Genomic DNA, 15,792 nt, shown 5'->3' on the forward strand with positions numbered 1-15,792 from the left:
CAGCCCCCATTACGCTTACCCGCCTAACGCACTGACCAGCGCCGCCTGGTTCTGCCACTGGGCAGTGCGTACCGTGGCCAGGGCATCCAGGGCACTGAGCTGGCTGCGCTGGGCCTCCAGCACATCGAGGAACGGCGCCTCGCCAGCCTGCCATGAACGGCGGATCTGCTCGAAGGCCGAGGTCGACTGCTCGCTGGCACGGGCCAGCAGTACCTGGCGTTCCGCATTGCGCTGGGCCGCCGCGAGCGCCGATTCCACCTCCGACACCGCCACCAGCACCGTGCGCCGGTAATTGAGCAATGCCTCCCGCGCCTCGGCATCCCGGACCTGTACCTGCGCCTTGCGCCGGCCACCATCGAACAATGGCGCGCTGGCGTTGACGCCAGCCAGCCAGAAGGTCGAATTGGCCAGCGTGGCCGCGCTCATGCCATTGATCAACGAACCCAACGCTGCCGACAGGCTCAGACGTGGCATCAGCTCTGCCTTGGCCACGCCAACCCGCGCATAGGCAGCAACCACCCGTGCCTCGGCAGCCTTCACGTCCGGACGCCGACGCAGCAGGTCCGCAGGTGTGCCAGCATCCTGCAGGGCCACCTCACGCACTCTCGCCGGGCTGGCATGCATCTGCCCGTACAACTCGGCACTGGGCACGGCCAGCAACACTGAAAGCCGATGCATGGTGCGCTGCCACTCCAGGCGCAGCGCCGGCACTCGGGCCGCCGTGCGGTCGGCCTGGGCGCGGGCCCGCAGCAGGTCGGCTTCCGGGCTGCTGCCCGCCGCGTACAACTGCTCGCTCAACTGCAAGGTCTCGGCCTGGCTCTGGGCACTCTGGCGGACGATCTCCAGGCGCTGCTCCAGGCCGCGCGCCTGGGCATAGGCCTGGACCACTTCGCCCACCAGCGCAACCCGTACTGCACGGGCTTGCTCTTCACTTGCCGTCACCTCCGCGTCAGCCGCGCGGACGCCTTCGCGGATGCGGCCAAACAGGTCTAGCTCCCAACTTGCGCCCAGGCCCAGCGATACCGGCGCATCGATCAATGCCTCGCTGTAGCCGGTCTGGTAGGCCGAGGTGCGCTGGCGTGCGGCACTGGCGTCGAGGTCCAGGACCGGGCTGCCGACCGCAGCGCTGACTGTCCTCAGGGCCCGGGCCGCATCGATGCGCGCCAGGGCAACCTGCAGATCGAGGTTATCGTCCAGCGCCCGCTGCACCAGGCGGTCGAGCAGCGGATCCTGATAGCCGCGCCACCACTGCTCGGTCACAGCCAGCGGTGCTTCGGAGCGGGCATTGAGGTAATGCTGCACAGGTGCAGCGCTGGGCGGCGGCAAGCTTGGGGCGGCGCATGCAGCCAGCAGCGCCGCAGTAAAACCCAGTACGGGGAAACGAAGACACATGTTCATCGCTGGTAGTCCTGTTCGACAGCCTGGGGCTGTGACGATACCTGCCGTTCGCCGCCGGCAAGGCGGCGAACCAGCACATAGAAAATCGGTGTGAACATCAGGCCGAACAGGGTTACCCCGATCATCCCGAAGAACACCGCAGCCCCCACCGCCAGGCGCATCTCGGAGCCGGCCCCCTCGGACAGCACCAGCGGCAAGACACCGAGGATGAACGCCAGCGAGGTCATCAGGATCGGCCGCAGACGCAGGCGACAGGCCTCCACCACCGCCTCGACGATACCCTGCCCTTCCTTCTCCAGCTGCCGGGCCACTTCGACGATGAGAATGGCGTTCTTCGCCGCCAGGCCCACCAGTACGATGAAGCCGATCTGGGTGAGGATGTTGATGTCCTGGCCCATCAGGCGCACGCCGCCGGCCGCGGCCAGCAGGCACATCGGCACGATCAGCAGGATCGCCAGCGGCAGGCTCCAGCTGCCGTACTGCGCCGCCAGCACCAGGTAGACGAACACCACACAGAGCGGGAAGACCAGCAGGCCCATGTTGCCGGCGGTGGTCTGCTGGTAGCTCAGGTCGGTCCATTGGTAGCTGATGCCCGCCGGCAGATTCGCCTTGGCCAGGCGTTCCATGGTCTCGATGGCATAGGTCGAGCCCAGGCCAGGCAAGGTGTCACCGTTGATCTCGGCGGTCGGGAACAGGTTGTAACGCGGGAAGCGCTCTACCCCCAGGGCCTCGTGCAGCTGCGTCACGCTGGCCAGCGGGACCATCTGTCCGGCCTGGTTGCGCACCTTGACCCGAGCCAGGTCTTCTGGCGTGACCCGGTAAGGCAGGTCGGCCTGGGCAGTGACACGGTACGTGCGGCCGACCAGGTTGAAGTCGTTGATGTAGGTGGAGCCGAAGTAGGTCTCGATGGCCTGGTTGATCTGGCTGCTTGGCACGCCGAGCATCTCGGCGCGCTCACGGTCGAGCTCGACGAACACCTGCGGAGTGCTGGCCGAAAACGGCGAATACACGCCCGTCATGCCCGGTGTGGCGTTGGCGGCGGCAATCAGCTGCGCCGTGGCCTTGGCCAGCGCGTCACTGCCTAGCCCGGCACGGTCCTGCAGACGCAGGGAGAAACCACCGGTACTGCCCAGCCCCTGCACCGGCGGCGGCGTGGCGACGATCACCGACGCACCGCTGACCGCTTTCAGGCGCTCGCGCAGGTCGGCCGCGATCACATCCGATGTCCGGCCCTTCAGCTTGCGCTTGGACCAAGGTTCGAACACCGGGGCCAGGCCCGCCGAGTTGGACGAGTTGGTCCCGGTGACCATCGAGAAGCCCGAGAAGGTCGGCACCCTGTCCACACCCGGTACCTGCAGGGCGATGGCTTCGATCTGCTGGGAAATTGCGTTGGTACGCTCCAGCGATGCACCATCGGGCAGTTGCACGATCACCACCAGGTAGCCACGGTCCTGCGCCGGGATGAAGCCCTTGGGCGTGGACACCAGCAGGTAAGCGGTGGCGGCGATCAGTACGGCATATACGGCCAGCATCAGCGGCGTCCTGGCAACCAGGCCGCGGACGCTGCCGGCATAGCCGTCGGAAAGCCGGGCAAAGCCCCGGTTGAACGCTTCGGCAGCGCGCCGCGGCAGGCCTGGCAGGCCGGCACGCAACGGCGCATGGCCACCGTGACGGCGCAGGATCATCGCCGCCAGCGCCGGCGACAGGGTCAGCGAGTTGAACAGCGAAATGGCCGTGGCCACCGCGATGGTCACGCCGAACTGGCGGAAGAATTCGCCGGAAATCCCCGGGATGAACGCCGTGGGAATGAACACCGCACAGAGCACCAGGGTGATCGCCACCAGCGCACCGCCAATCTCCTGCATGGTGACGATGGTCGCCTGTACCGGGCTCTTGCCCTCGCCCAGGTGGCGCTCGACGTTCTCCACCACGACGATGGCGTTGTCGACCACGATCCCTACCGCCAGCACCAGGCCGAACAGGGTCAGGTTGTTGATCGAGTAACCCAGCAGCGCCATCACCGCGAAGGTACCCACCAGTGACACCGGAATGGCCAGGATCGGAATGATCGACGGCCGCCAGCCCTGGAGGAACAACAGCACCACCAGCACCACGAGGATTACCGCCTCGTAGATGGTCTTGCCCAGCTCACCGATACTGTCGGCGATGAACGCCGTGGGGTTGTAGCCGATGCTGTATTCGATGCCCTCCGGGAAGTCCTTGCTCAGTTGCTGCATGGTCTGCTCCACCACCTGCATGGTCGCCAGGGCGTTGGCGCCCGGACGCTGCAGCACCTGCAGGCCGATGGCCGGGTTGCGCAGGTAATAGGTGTTGTTGACGTAGGCCAGCCCGGCGATCTCGGTACGCGCCACGTCCTTCAGGCGCACCAGGCGGCCCGCCTCGCCGGACTTGAGCACGATGTTGTCGAAGTCAGCCGGTTCCTTGAGCCGCCCTTCGAAGATCAGGTTCGGCTGAAACGCCTGGGAGGCCACCGGTGGTTGGGCGATGACACCGCCGGCCACCTGGGTGTTCTGCGCACGCACGGCGGCGATGATGTCGCCCGGGGTCAGGTCGAAGGCGGCGACGCGCTCCGGGTCCAGCCAGATGCGCATCGAATACTCACGCGCGCCCAGCGGGTTTATGTCGCCAACGCCGTCGATGCGCTTGAGGGTATCGGCCACGGTGCGAATGGCGAAGTTCGACACGTACAGCTGGTCGTAGGTGCCCTTGGGCGAGGAAATGAAAATGGTCGACAGCTGGGTCGGCGAGGACTTGCGCACCGACACACCGCTGCGCTGCACCGGCTCGGGCAGGCGTGGCGTGGCCAGGGCGACGCGGTTCTGCACCAGTACCTGGGCCTTGTCGACGTCGGTGCCGCCCTTGAAGGTCACGGTCAGGTTCAGGCTGCCATCGGAGGTGGCCTGGCTGTACATGTAGAGCATGTCCTCGACGCCGTTGACCTCCTGCTCCAGCGGGATAGCCAGGGTCTCGGCGACGGTCTGTGCCGAGGCCCCCGGGTAGGTGGCCTGGACCACCACCGTGGGTGGCGCGATGTCGGGGTACTCGGAAGTCGGCAGCACCAGGTAGGCCAGGCCGCCGACGATCATCAGCACCACCGAGAGGACGATCGCCAGCACTGGCTGGTCGATCGAGGTGCGTCCCAGGTTCATAGCGGCGCCTCCTGGGCCGGGTTGACGGCGGCCACCCCGGGCAGGCTGCGCTGCTCACCGATCGCGGTATCGCCGGCGCGCACCCGTTGCAGGCCATCGACGATGACCCGGTCGTCGGCCTGCAGGCCGCTGACCACTTCACGCAGGCCGTCATGCAGCTTGCCCAGCTGTACCGGGCGCAGTTCGACGTGGTTCTGTGCATCGAGCACATACAGCACCTTGCGCGTCGCATCGATGCCTACGGCCGTATCCGGCACCAGCAAGGCCTCGTAGGCCGGACGCGCGGAAAACTGCACGCGGCCGAACTGGCCCGGGCTCAACGCCAGGTCCGGGTTGCTGACCCGCGCGCGCTGGCGCAGGGTGCCGGTGGATGGGTCCAGGCGGTTATCGATGAAATCCATGCGCCCGCTCAGCGATGGCTGGAGCTCGCCTGGCAGGGCGATGCGCACCTGGCTGCCGGCGATGTTACCGGCCGACTGGCGGCGGTACTTCAGGTAGCTTTGCTCGTCGATATCGAAGTAGATGTCGATGGGGTCGAGCGAGACGATGGTGGTCAGCAGCGTGGCATCGTTGCTGCCGCCGTTGACCAGGTTGCCTTCACTGATCAGCTTGCGGCTGATACGCCCGCTCATGGGCGCGGTGATACGGGTGAACTCGAGGTCCAGGCGAGCGCTGGCCAGCGCGCCTTCGGCGCTGAGCACTTCGGCGCGGGCCGCCTCGCGCGCTTGCAGGCGCTGGTCGTACAGGCTCTGGGCAATGGTCCTGGAATCGATCAGCACCTTGGCGCGGGCATACTCCTGTTCGGCCAGGGCCTGTTGCGAACGGGCCTGGGCCAGTTTGCCCTGGGCCTGGGTCACCGCCGCCTGGAAGCTGCGCGAGTCGATGACGAACAGCAGATCGCCCTTCTTCACGATCGCACCGTCCCGGAAGGCCACCTTCTCCAGGTAGCCGCTGACGCGCGAGCGTACCTCCACCGAATCGGTAGCCTCGAACCGGCCGGTAAAGCTGTCCCAGTCACTGATGGTCGACTTCAACGGTTGGCTCACCACCACACTCGGCGCCGTCGGCGCACTCTCTTGCGCCTGCGGGCCACAGCCGACCAGCAATGCCGCCAGCGACAAGGCGAACAGCGCCCTTTTGCCCGTTACGGGCAGTTTCACGTTCATGAACTCCATAACCGGCGTCATTCCCTGAAGGCGTGGGCGTTGAAGGAATGGTTGCGCTCGACGAATGCCGACGACTCCTCGGCGTGAACAGCCAGGGTGGACGACAGGGTGACCAGGGTGGCGAACGCGAGCAGGGCGTGCTTGATGGCGGTCATGGTGAAAGCCTCAGTATTTGAAAGTGAGGCGAATTCTTCGAAATTGCGGGTGCAAGAGAAATAGCGCCGCGAACAAATCAATATTGTGCGCTGTTCACGAATATAAACTTTTGAGGATGATGCAGTCCTGGACTTTTGCCCGGAAGACAAAGGTGATTGTCACCTTATAAACCGGCTGAGTAGACGTCACAGAGTTCCATCTGGTGAACGATCGAACATGGAAGACCCGAGCGACCTGTATTACTTCGCCCAAGTTGTCGAACACGGATTCCGGGACGCTGTGTCCCACCCCACGAACAACGACCAAGGCAGTTCGAGACTGCTCGTTGATTCATGCCCGGCCATCCCGATGCAGAGCGATCCAGGGTGATCTAGCCTTAGGCAAAGCCACTCCGCCAGCGGTCGCAGCGTGGCCATGCATGCGGCAAATGAACTGAACCTGCCTGAAATGCCGCCGATCATGCGACAAGGGGGCGAAATGAGCTCGAAGTTTCTTGAAACCGGTACGCCCGCACCTTGGTTTTTCTGTCGAACCGCTACCCGAGAGCAATTTTGCTTCGACTCCGTCGCCGGCCGTTACATCGTGCTGTGTTTCTTTGGTTCGGCCAATGATTCCGTCACACGCACGATCCTGGCAGAGATTCAGGCGAACCGCAGTCTCTTCGATGATGATCGAGTGTCTTTCTTCGGGATCTCGACTGACCCGGCAGACGAGGCCTTGGGGCGCGTGCAGGACCACATACCCGGCATCCGCTATTTCTGGGATTTCGATCGCGCGGTAAGCGAACGATACGGGGCCACCAGCAGCAACGGCCATACGACGCGCGTGACCTATGTCGTCGACCCCCGACTACGAGTCCTGGCGGTCAACCCGATCACCGAATCAGCCGAGCAGCATGTGCAGTCCTTGATTCGCCTGCTCAAGCGCCTGCCCGCGCCGACACCGCCACATCGCGCCGGGCCACATGCCCCGGTGATCGTGGTGCCCAGGGTATTCGAAGCGTCACTGTGCAAGGCGCTGATCGATTACTACGACGAACAGGGCGGCAAGGAGTCGGGATTCATGGTCGAGCGCGAGGGCAAGACAGTTGAAATTGCCGATCGCAGCCACAAGCGGCGACGCGACAGCATGATTCAGGATCAAGCGCTCAAAGCGGCCTGCACCAGGCGCATCAGGGACCGCCTGATGCCCGAGATACACAAGGCTTTCCAGTTCGAAGTGACGCGCATCGAGCGCTACCTGGTGGCTTGTTATTGCAGCAAGGAAGGCGGGCATTTCAGCCCGCATCGGGATAACACCACCAAAGGCACCGCACATAGACGATTCGCTGTATCGCTGTTCCTCAATTCCGGTGAGTACGAAGGTGGCTTGTTACGCTTCCCGGAGTATGGGCGTGCGCTGTACAGCGCCCCCGTCGGAGGGGCCGTGGTGTTTTCCTGCTCCCTGCTGCACGAGGCAACGCCTGTCTGCGACGGGAAGCGCTACATGTTCCTGCCCTTCCTCTACGACGAGGCCGCACGCGTGATCCGCGAGCAGAATCTGCAGGTTTTCGAACGATGACGAGGAACTGAACCGCTGGCGAATTTCCCGGCCTGGCATCCGCAACACTGAGTCCCATTTCGGGAACAGCTACCTGGCACTGCGCGAACCCCTGTAGGAGCGGCCCTGTCGCGACACAAGGCCGCTCCTACAAGGGGCCGCGCAAGGCCGTGGAGTTGAGGCATCAGCCCAGCAACTGGCTCAACACTGCGCGAAGCTTCCCCGGTTTGACGGGTTTGTTCAGCAATGGCGCGCCGAGTTTGTTCAAGGCGCGTCGGCACTGATCGCTGCGGTCAGCAGTGATGATCACCGCGGGAATGGCGACACCGAAATGTTCGCGCAAATGCCTGACCACCTCGCAGCCGACCACGCCGTGGTCCAGGTGAAAATCCGCCAGGATCAATTCCGGTGCCCGCCCCTGCAGCGCCAGCAAGGCTCCGGCCTGGTCGGTCGCGGTAACCACTTCGCAGCCCCACTGCCCGAGCAGTGCGCCCATGCTCTCGAGGATGCTCACTTCGTTGTCCACTACCAGCAGGCGGCGGCCCGGCAACGGGTTGCCGGCGCCCGGCTGCGGCGAAGCCTGGTGAACAGGCTCCGGCATGGCTTCGCCGATCGGCACCTCGATGCTGAACATCGAGCCACGCCCTGGCCACGAGCGCACCTCGACCCGGTAGCCGAGAATCTTGGCAATCCGTTCGACGATGGCCAGCCCCAGGCCCACGCCCTTGCGGTCGGCGGCGCGGCCAACATCCAGTTGATTGAACTCGAGGAAAATGGCCTGCAGCCGATCCGCCGCAATGCCCCGCCCGGTATCCCACACCTCCAGGCGCAAGTGATCGCCGCGGCGCCTGGCCCCCAGCAGAATCCTGCCCTCGTCGGTATAACGGCAGGCGTTGCTGAGAAAGTTGCGCAGGATACGCGTCATCAGCCGCAGGTCGGTACTGATGGCGTAGTCGCCAATGCGCGCGCGCAGCTTCAGGCCTGCCGCATCGGCCACCGTGCAGAACTCCGAGACCAGTGGCCCGAACAGTTCGTCGAGGCGGTACAGCGCCACGTCCGGCTTGACCGCCGCCTGGTCGAGCCGGGAAATGTCCAGCAGGTCGGTCAGCAGATCTTCGGCGCCCTCCAGGGCCTGGTGGGTACGCTCCACCAGCACTTTTTCCGCTTCTGGCAGTGGCCGTTCGCGCAAGGTCGATATCAGCAGCCGCGCGGCGTTCAACGGTTGCAACAGGTCGTGGCTGGCGGCAGCGAGGTACTTGTCCTTGCTGCGGTTGGCGGTTTGCGCGGCGTCGCGGGCATCGCGCAGGGCGCGGGCGATCTGCTTGCGCTCGGCGATCTGCTGTTGCAGGTTGCGGTTGGCCTCCAGCAGTTCATCGGTGCGGGCGGCCACCCGTTGCTCGAGTTCGTCATTCAGTTGCTGCAGGCGCTGCTGGGCCAGCTTGCGTTCGGTGATGTCGGCGACAAAGCCTTCCACCAGCCCTTCCTGGCCGGGCTTGAGCAACAGGTTCATCAGCACATCGAGGTGGCTGCCGTCCTTGCGCCGCAAGCGGGTTTCGTAGCCGTGCAGGCTGCGTTCACGGGCGAGGGTCGCGGTTATGGCGTGCAGCTCTTCGGCCCCGCCAACAAACAGGTTGGCGGCAAGGTCCGTCAGCGGAAACAGCAACGCTTGCGGGTTGTCGTAACCAAGCATGCGTGCCAACGCCGGGTTGGCGGCACGCATGCCGTCTTGCAGGCTGGCCTGGAAAATCCCGTGCACGGCGTTTTCGAACAGCCATTTATAGCGGTTGCGTTCGGCCTCCAGCTCGTCCAGACGCGCCGCCAGCTCCGGGTAATGGCTCTTGCGCGCCGAGTGGTCGCCCAGCCCCAGCAGCCCGGCCAGCGCCCGCTGCTGCTCGTCAGAGGGCCTCGCCATAGACGACCTCGACATCACGCTGGCTCGACGCACGCGGGTTGGTGAGGATGCACGGGTCATCCATGGCGTGTTGCGACAGGAACGGGATATCGGCCGTGCGCACCCCATGCAGGCCCAGGGTTTCGTGGAAACCGATGGCATGCTTCAGCGCGATCAGGTGCTCCACCAGGCGCGCGCAGATCTGCCGGTGGTTGAGGCCGCGGCAGTCGATGCCCAGCACTTCGGCGATCACCTTGAAACGCTCCGGCGCCGAGCTGTAGTTGAACGCCACCACGTGCTCCACCAGCACCGCATTGCACAAGCCGTGCGGCAGGTCGAGGAACCCGCCCAGGCTGTGCGACATGGCGTGGACAGCCCCCAGGATCGCGTTGGAAAACGCCAGCCCCGCCTGCATGCTGCCCAGCATGATCTTCTCGCGCAGGGCGATATCGCTGGGGTTGGCGATCATTTCCACCAGGTTGCCGTTGATCAGGCGCATGGCCTCCAGCGCATGGGGGTCGGTCAGCGGGCCGTGGCCAGTGGAAACGAAGGCTTCGATGGCATGCACCAGCGCATCGATGCCGGTGCAGGCCGACAGGAACGGGTCCATGCTCAGGGTGGTTTGCGGATCGATCAGCGACACGTCCGGCACCACCGCCTTGCTGACGATGGAGAACTTCATGCGCTCCTGCTGGTTGGAAATGATCACGAACTGCGACACGTCCGCCGAGGTGCCGGCCGTGGTCGGGATCAGGATCAGTGGCGGGCTGGGCACGCGGATCATGTCCACGCCTTCGAATTCGAGGATGCTGCGCCCGTGGGCGACCACGATGCCGATGGCCTTGCCGCAATCCATCGGGCTGCCGCCGCCAACCGCGACAATCACATCACAATGGTTTTGCCGATAGATCTCGGCACCGAGCATCACCTCTTCCACCCGCGGGTTGGGCGATACGGCGCTGTACAGGCAGTAGTCGATGCCCTGGGCCTGCAGGCTGGCCTCCACGTCCGCCACCCAACCGGCGGCAATCACACCGGGGTCGCTGACCACCAGCACCTTGCGCGCACCGAAGGTCTTGGCGTAATTGGCAACGTTATGCCGGCAGCCGGCACCAAAGATGATCTCGGGCGAAACGAACTTGCGAAGCGGGCTGAAACTCTGGCTCATCGGAAAGCCTGTTCTTATTGTTCTGGAAGGTAACCGCCAGCGTAAAGCATCCCGTGACGAAAGCAACCAGACCAAAGCGGGGGCACGGCTCATTCGATCCAGTACTTGGCACGGGCCACCTCCAGGAACGCCAGAATGTCTTCGTCGAGCCCCGCTACACCGGGAAAGCGCTGTGCCAGGCGGTCGATGACCGCCGCCACGCTGCGCTGACCGTCCAGCAACTCGAGCACCCAGCCGGCGCTGGCGTTGAGCTCGATGATGCCCTCGGGGTACAACAGCACATGGCACGCCTGGTGCGGCTCCCAGCGCAGGCGAAAGCCTTTGCGCAAGGCCAGGGCTTGCTCACGATCGATCAGGTTCACAGGCGGGTGCGCGAGAGAAGACCGGCCATCGCGACGATGGCCGGACAGGCATCAACGATTGGCGAAGTACATCGTCACTTCGAAGCCGATGCGCAGGTCGGTAAAGGCGGGTTTAGTCCACATGGGGCAGTCCTCTTGTTGTGCCGGGCGATTCCGGTACAGGCATTAATGCACGAGGGGCGACGGGGCCGAATGCTACTTTGGGACAGGTTTGCGGGGTGCGTTGGTAGGGGTAACACGGAGCTGCTGTGGATCTGTGCATGGCAGTGCAGTGCCGGCCTCTTCGCGGGCTCGCCCGCTCCCACAGGGACTGCACAAGTTTCAAGACCAGTGCAATACCTGTGGGAGCGGGCGAGCCCGCGAAGGCCGCGAAGAGGTTTAGAAGAAGCCCAGCGGGTTGATGTCGTAGCTCACCAGCAGGTTCTTGGTCTGCTGGTAGTGATCGAGCATCATCTTGTGCGTCTCGCGGCCTACCCCGGACTTCTTGTAGCCACCGAACGCCGCATGCGCCGGGTACAGGTGGTAGCAGTTGGTCCACACACGCCCGGCCTTGATCCCACGGCCCATGCGATACGCACGGTTGATGTCACGGGTCCACAACCCCGCGCCCAGGCCAAACTCGCTGTCGTTGGCGATCGCCAGCGCTTCGGCTTCGTCCTTGAAGGTGGTCACGCCGACCACCGGGCCGAAGATTTCCTCCTGGAACACGCGCATCTTGTTGTTGCCCTTGAGCAGGGTCGGCTGGATGTAGTAACCGCTGGCCAGGTCGCCGTCGAGCCGCTCGGCACCGCCACCGGTGAGCAGCTGCGCGCCCTCCTCGCGGGCTATCTGCAGGTAGGAAAGGATCTTGTCATATTGCTGCTCCGAGGCCTGGGCGCCGACCATGGTCTCGGTGTCCAGCGGGTTGCCACGGGTAATTTTGGCGATCTTCTTCATCACCTCGGCCATGAACGGCTCGTAGATCGACTCCTGGATCAGCGCCCGCGATGGGCAGGTGCACACTTCACCCTGGTTGAAGAACGCCAGCACCAGGCCTTCGGCGGCCTTTTCGATGAACGCGGGCTCGGCCTGCATGATGTCTTCGAAGAAGATGTTCGGCGACTTGCCGCCCAGTTCGACGGTGGACGGGATGATGTTCTCGGCCGCGCACTTCATGATGTGCGAGCCGACCGGGGTGGAGCCGGTAAAGGCGATCTTGGCGATGCGCTTGCTGGTGGCCAAGGCCTCGCCGGCTTCACGGCCAAAGCCCTGGACGATGTTCAGCACGCCTGCCGGCAGCAGGTCGGCGATCAGCTCGGCGAAAATGGTGATCGACAGTGGTGTCTGTTCCGCTGGCTTGAGTACCACGCAGTTGCCGGCGGCCAGTGCCGGAGCGAGTTTCCACGCGGCCATCAGCAGCGGGAAGTTCCATGGGATGATCTGCCCGACCACGCCCAGCGGCTCGTGGATATGGTAGGCCACGGTGCCTTCGTTGATCTCGGCGGCGCCGCCTTCCTGGGCCCGGATGCAGCCGGCGAAGTAGCGGAAGTGGTCCGCCGCCAGCGGCACGTCTGCGTTGAGGGTTTCGCGCACGGCCTTGCCGTTGTCCCAGCTTTCGGTAACCGCCAGTACTTCAAGATTCTGCTCGATGCGGTCGGCGATTTTCAGCAGCGCCAGCGCACGGTCCTGCACCGAGGTCTTGCCCCAGGCCTCGGCAGCGGCATGGGCGGCGTCCAGGGCCCGCTCGATGTCCTCGGCACCAGAGCGCGGGAACTCGGCAATCGGCTGGCCGTTGACCGGCGAGCTGTTGGTGAAGTACTGGCCGCCCAGCGGCGGCACGAATTCGCCGTTGATGAAATTGCCGTAGCGTGGCTTGAAGGACACGATGGCGCCTGGGGTTCCGGGTTGTGCGTAGATCATGCTGAGCCTCTGTGGGTCGATGCCTGTCCGGCGACAGGCGATGAGCCGATGGTAAAAAGCCCCGCCTGCCGGGCGAATGCATCGTTGGCAGCGGGGCTCTCGTCATTTGGTAGTAAGGCCGCTTGCTGCAGTGTCCCTGGCAGCAAGCGGCAGGTGACCGGCTTAGCGACTGGCGCTTGCCGTTTGCAGTTGCTTGGGCAGCTTGAAGGTCCAGAGCATGCCGCCCTGGTTGAAGTCCTTGACCCGCTTGGCCACTTCGCCGCCCCACAGCGGCACCGCGCCGCCCCAGCCGGAAACCACCGAAACGTACTGTTCGCCGTCCATTTCCCAGGTTACTGGCGAGCCGAGCACGCCGGAGCCGGTCTGGAACTCCCAGACCTTGTCGCCAGTCTTGGCGTTGAACGCCTGCAGGAAGCCTTCCGGCGTGCCGGTGAACACCAGGTTGCCCTTGGTAGTCAGTACCCCGCCCCACAGCGGCGCATAGTTCTTGTGGCGCCAGACTTCCTTGCCGCTGACCGGGTCGATGGCGCGCAACACGCCGATGTAGTCTTCATTGAGCGGCTTGATGGTGAAGCCGGCGCCGAGGAATGCCGCGCCCTTCTTGTAGGCGATGCCTTCGTTCCAGATGTCCATGCCCCACTCGTTGGAGGGCACGTAGAACAGGCCAGTGTCCTTGTTGTAGGCCATCGGCATCCAGTTCTTGGCACCGAGGAACGCCGGGGCCACGAATACCGAGCTGCCCTTGGCCTCGCTACCCGGTGCGCCCGGCCGGCTGGCCTCGTTGTAGATCGGCCGACCATCCTTGTCCAGGCCGGTGGCCCAGGTGATCTTGTCGACGAAGGGGAAGCCGCGGATAAACTTGCCGTTGGTGCGGTCCAGCACGTAGAAGAAGCCGTTGCGGTCAGCAGTGGCAGCGGCCTTGACCTCCTTGCCGCCGTCCTTGTAGTTGAACGAAATCAGCTCGTTGACGCCGTCGAAGTCCCAGCCATCATGCGGCGTGCTCTGGAAGTGCCACTTGATGGTGCCATCGTCGGGGTTCAGGGCCAGGCGCGACGAGGAGTACAGGTTGTCGCCCGGACGCAAATGCGAGTTCCACGGTGCCGGGTTGCCGGTGCCAAACAGGATCAGGTTGGTTTCCGGGTCGTAGTAACCACCCAACCAGGGCGCCGCTCCGCCGGTCTTCCACAGGTCGCCGGGCCAGGTCTTGCCCGCCTCGCCGCCGGAAATGCCGTTTTCGATCGCCTTGCCGTCCTTGTACACGTAGCCCATGTGCCCTTCCACGGTCGGGCGCATCCACAGCAGTTCGCCGTTTTCCGGGTTGTAGGCCTGGATCTTGCCCACCACGCCAAACTCGCCACCGGCAACACCGGTGATCAGCTTGCCGTTGACGATCATCGGCGCGGCACTGATGGAGTAGCCTTCCTTGTGGTCGGCCACCTTCTTGCTCCAGACCACCTTGCCGGTGTCCTTGTTCAGCGCCACCAGCTTGGCATCGAGGGTGCCGAAGAACACCAGGTTGCCGTACAGCGCCACACCGCGGTTGATCACGTCGCAGCACGGGCGGATGTCATCGGGCAGGCGCGCATCGTATTGCCACAGCTTCTTGCCGGTACGCGCGTCCACGGCGAACACCCGCGAGTAGGAGCCGGTCAGGTACATCACCCCGTCCTTGACCAGCGGCTGGGCCTGCTGGCCGCGCTGTTTCTCGCCCCCGAAGGAAAACGCCCAGACCGGCCGCAGGTCCTTGACGTTGTCGGTATTGAGCAGGTTCAGCGGGCTATAGCGCTGGCCCTGCACGCCCAGGCCATTGGTCACGATCTGCTGCGGGTTCTTCGGGTCCTGGAGAATTTCTTCATTGCTGACAGCGGCGTGGGCTGCACCGGCAAGCAGCATGGCGCTGAGCACCAGGCTCAAGGCGAACACGGGACGACGTGGGGATCGGGTCATGACGGCTACCTTTGGTTTTTTTGTTGTATCCGGGAAAACTTCCCGGTGTGTCGGGAATTCTTGGGCCCGACCCGATTGCCAACAATTGCCCGCAGTGCGGAGTTTTCTAGTTCCTTGGTATGGGACTGGGCACTGACGCGATCCCTGAGCGGCCTTGTCAGCCCTTGCTGTCCACGCGCCGCAGCTGCTGGCGTTCGTAACGCGGGTACAGGTGGCTGACACTGCGAATCAGCTCGTAACGGGTCAGGCTGATACCGGCAAACCGCTCGGGGATCGGGCTGCGGATCATTTCGGCCATGTCATCGCCACGCGCCGCGCCGTCACGCATCAGCCCATCCAGCCAGCCCAGATAATCACGCATCTGGGCAAACGGCCGGGTATCGCTGGCCAGCGGCCCGTGACCGGGTACCAGTTGCTTCCAGGGCAGCGCCTGCAAGGTGTCCAGGTCCTTTAGCCAAACTTCCAGCCCCGGGCTGTTGGGCGTGGTCAGCGCGCGCTCGTAAAACACCAGGTCGCCGGCGAACAGCACGCCGGTGGTTTCATCCAGAATTGCCAGGTCGGCCCCGGTATGCCCGCCCAGCGCCAGCAGCCGCAGGCGGTGCCCGCCCACCTCATGGATACCCGGCTCCAGCACCCGGGTCGGCAGTACCACCTCGGTACCGCGCATCCAGTCACCGACCAGGCGGTACATGTTCTCGGCCATGGCCTCGCCCTGTTGGCGCAGCAGCTCGCGGGTGCCGGCCAGGGCGCCGATTGGCACATCGGCAAAGGCCTGGTTGCCCAGTACGTGGTCGGGGTGATGGTGGGTCAGCAGCACCTCGACCACCGGCTTGGCGGTGGTGGCCGCAATGGCCTGGCGCAAGGCCTCCCCGTAGCGTTTCGACGGCCCGCTGTCGATCACCACCACCCCGCTGTCGGTGACGATGAACGCGGTGTTGACAATATTGCCGCCGTTGTCCTTGGCAAAATTGTCGGTGCTGCCCTCCAGCAGCCAGGTGCCCTCGGCGATCTGCCGGGGCTTGAGCCGATAGTCCAGGTCGGCCCAGGCCGGCAAGCCCAGGCACAGCAGCAACAGCAGAATGCAACGCATGACGGG

At 64.5% G+C, this 15,792-nt stretch carries 12 protein-coding genes; 1 reads left to right on the top strand and 11 read right to left on the bottom strand.

Going from position 1 to position 15,792, the window contains the following annotated elements; all coding sequences use genetic code 11:
• Positions 1 to 15: 15 nt before the first annotated feature.
• Genes CAF70_RS03760 through CAF70_RS27625 form a run of 4 tightly spaced genes read right to left on the bottom strand, consistent with a single transcriptional unit; the run spans position 16 to position 5,889 of the window.
• On the bottom strand, positions 16 to 1,398 hold the full coding sequence (locus CAF70_RS03760; RefSeq protein ID WP_085622368.1) for an efflux transporter outer membrane subunit: 1,383 nt from the start codon (positions 1,396 to 1,398) through the stop codon (positions 16 to 18).
• Entirely contained in the window at positions 1,395 to 4,568 is a 3,174-nt protein-coding gene (locus CAF70_RS03765; protein WP_085622366.1) for an efflux RND transporter permease subunit, read from the bottom strand. The genes CAF70_RS03760 and CAF70_RS03765 overlap by 4 nt, the downstream gene beginning before the upstream one ends.
• On the bottom strand, positions 4,565 to 5,734 hold the full coding sequence (locus CAF70_RS03770; RefSeq protein ID WP_256573254.1) for an efflux RND transporter periplasmic adaptor subunit: 1,170 nt from the start codon (positions 5,732 to 5,734) through the stop codon (positions 4,565 to 4,567). Before CAF70_RS03770 ends, CAF70_RS03765 begins: the two co-directional genes overlap by 4 nt.
• Positions 5,735 to 5,751: 17 nt before the next feature.
• Positions 5,752 to 5,889 carry a hypothetical protein gene (locus CAF70_RS27625; RefSeq protein ID WP_178076345.1) on the bottom strand — a complete coding sequence of 46 codons (138 nt, stop codon included), beginning with the start codon at positions 5,887 to 5,889 and terminating at the stop codon, positions 5,752 to 5,754.
• Positions 5,890 to 6,304: 415 nt separating this feature from the next.
• Between CAF70_RS27625 and CAF70_RS03775 the strand changes: the two genes are divergently transcribed.
• Positions 6,305 to 7,450 carry a redoxin domain-containing protein gene (locus CAF70_RS03775; RefSeq protein WP_256573253.1) on the top strand — a complete coding sequence of 382 codons (1,146 nt, stop codon included), beginning with the start codon at positions 6,305 to 6,307 and terminating at the stop codon, positions 7,448 to 7,450.
• A 163-nt stretch (positions 7,451 to 7,613) separates the two neighbouring features.
• On the opposite strand, the gene CAF70_RS03780 is transcribed toward CAF70_RS03775, so the two are convergent.
• From CAF70_RS03780 to CAF70_RS03810, 7 genes are all read right to left on the bottom strand, one after another.
• Positions 7,614 to 9,341: a NahK/ErcS family hybrid sensor histidine kinase/response regulator gene (locus CAF70_RS03780; protein WP_085622362.1), complete on the bottom strand. Its 1,728-nt coding sequence runs from the start codon at positions 9,339 to 9,341 to the stop codon at positions 7,614 to 7,616.
• Positions 9,325 to 10,488, bottom strand: a complete 1,164-nt coding sequence (gene ercA, locus CAF70_RS03785) for an alcohol dehydrogenase-like regulatory protein ErcA (RefSeq protein WP_085622360.1) — start codon at positions 10,486 to 10,488, stop codon at positions 9,325 to 9,327. The genes CAF70_RS03780 and ercA overlap by 17 nt, the downstream gene beginning before the upstream one ends.
• Positions 10,489 to 10,577: 89 nt before the next feature.
• Positions 10,578 to 10,850 carry a pyrroloquinoline quinone biosynthesis peptide chaperone PqqD gene (pqqD, locus tag CAF70_RS03790; protein ID WP_085622357.1) on the bottom strand — a complete coding sequence of 91 codons (273 nt, stop codon included), beginning with the start codon at positions 10,848 to 10,850 and terminating at the stop codon, positions 10,578 to 10,580.
• Between the two features lie 51 nt (positions 10,851 to 10,901).
• The gene (gene pqqA / locus CAF70_RS03795; RefSeq protein WP_003253598.1) at positions 10,902 to 10,973 is read right to left on the bottom strand and encodes a pyrroloquinoline quinone precursor peptide PqqA; all 72 of its coding nucleotides are present in this window, start codon (positions 10,971 to 10,973) and stop codon (positions 10,902 to 10,904) included.
• Positions 10,974 to 11,228: 255 nt separating this feature from the next.
• Complete coding sequence (locus CAF70_RS03800) at positions 11,229 to 12,749, bottom strand: aldehyde dehydrogenase family protein (protein WP_085622355.1); 1,521 nt, start codon at positions 12,747 to 12,749, stop codon at positions 11,229 to 11,231.
• Positions 12,750 to 12,911: 162 nt separating this feature from the next.
• Entirely contained in the window at positions 12,912 to 14,696 is a 1,785-nt protein-coding gene (gene pedH / locus CAF70_RS03805; protein ID WP_085622353.1) for a PQQ-dependent alcohol dehydrogenase PedH, read from the bottom strand.
• A 157-nt stretch (positions 14,697 to 14,853) separates the two neighbouring features.
• Positions 14,854 to 15,786 (bottom strand): quinoprotein relay system zinc metallohydrolase 1, encoded by a 933-nt coding sequence (locus tag CAF70_RS03810; RefSeq protein WP_085622351.1) that lies wholly within the window; start codon positions 15,784 to 15,786, stop codon positions 14,854 to 14,856.
• Positions 15,787 to 15,792 lie beyond the last annotated feature (6 nt).

This window comes from Pseudomonas sp. B19(2017), from assembly GCF_002113165.1.
In the GTDB taxonomy this organism is placed as follows: domain Bacteria; phylum Pseudomonadota; class Gammaproteobacteria; order Pseudomonadales; family Pseudomonadaceae; genus Aquipseudomonas.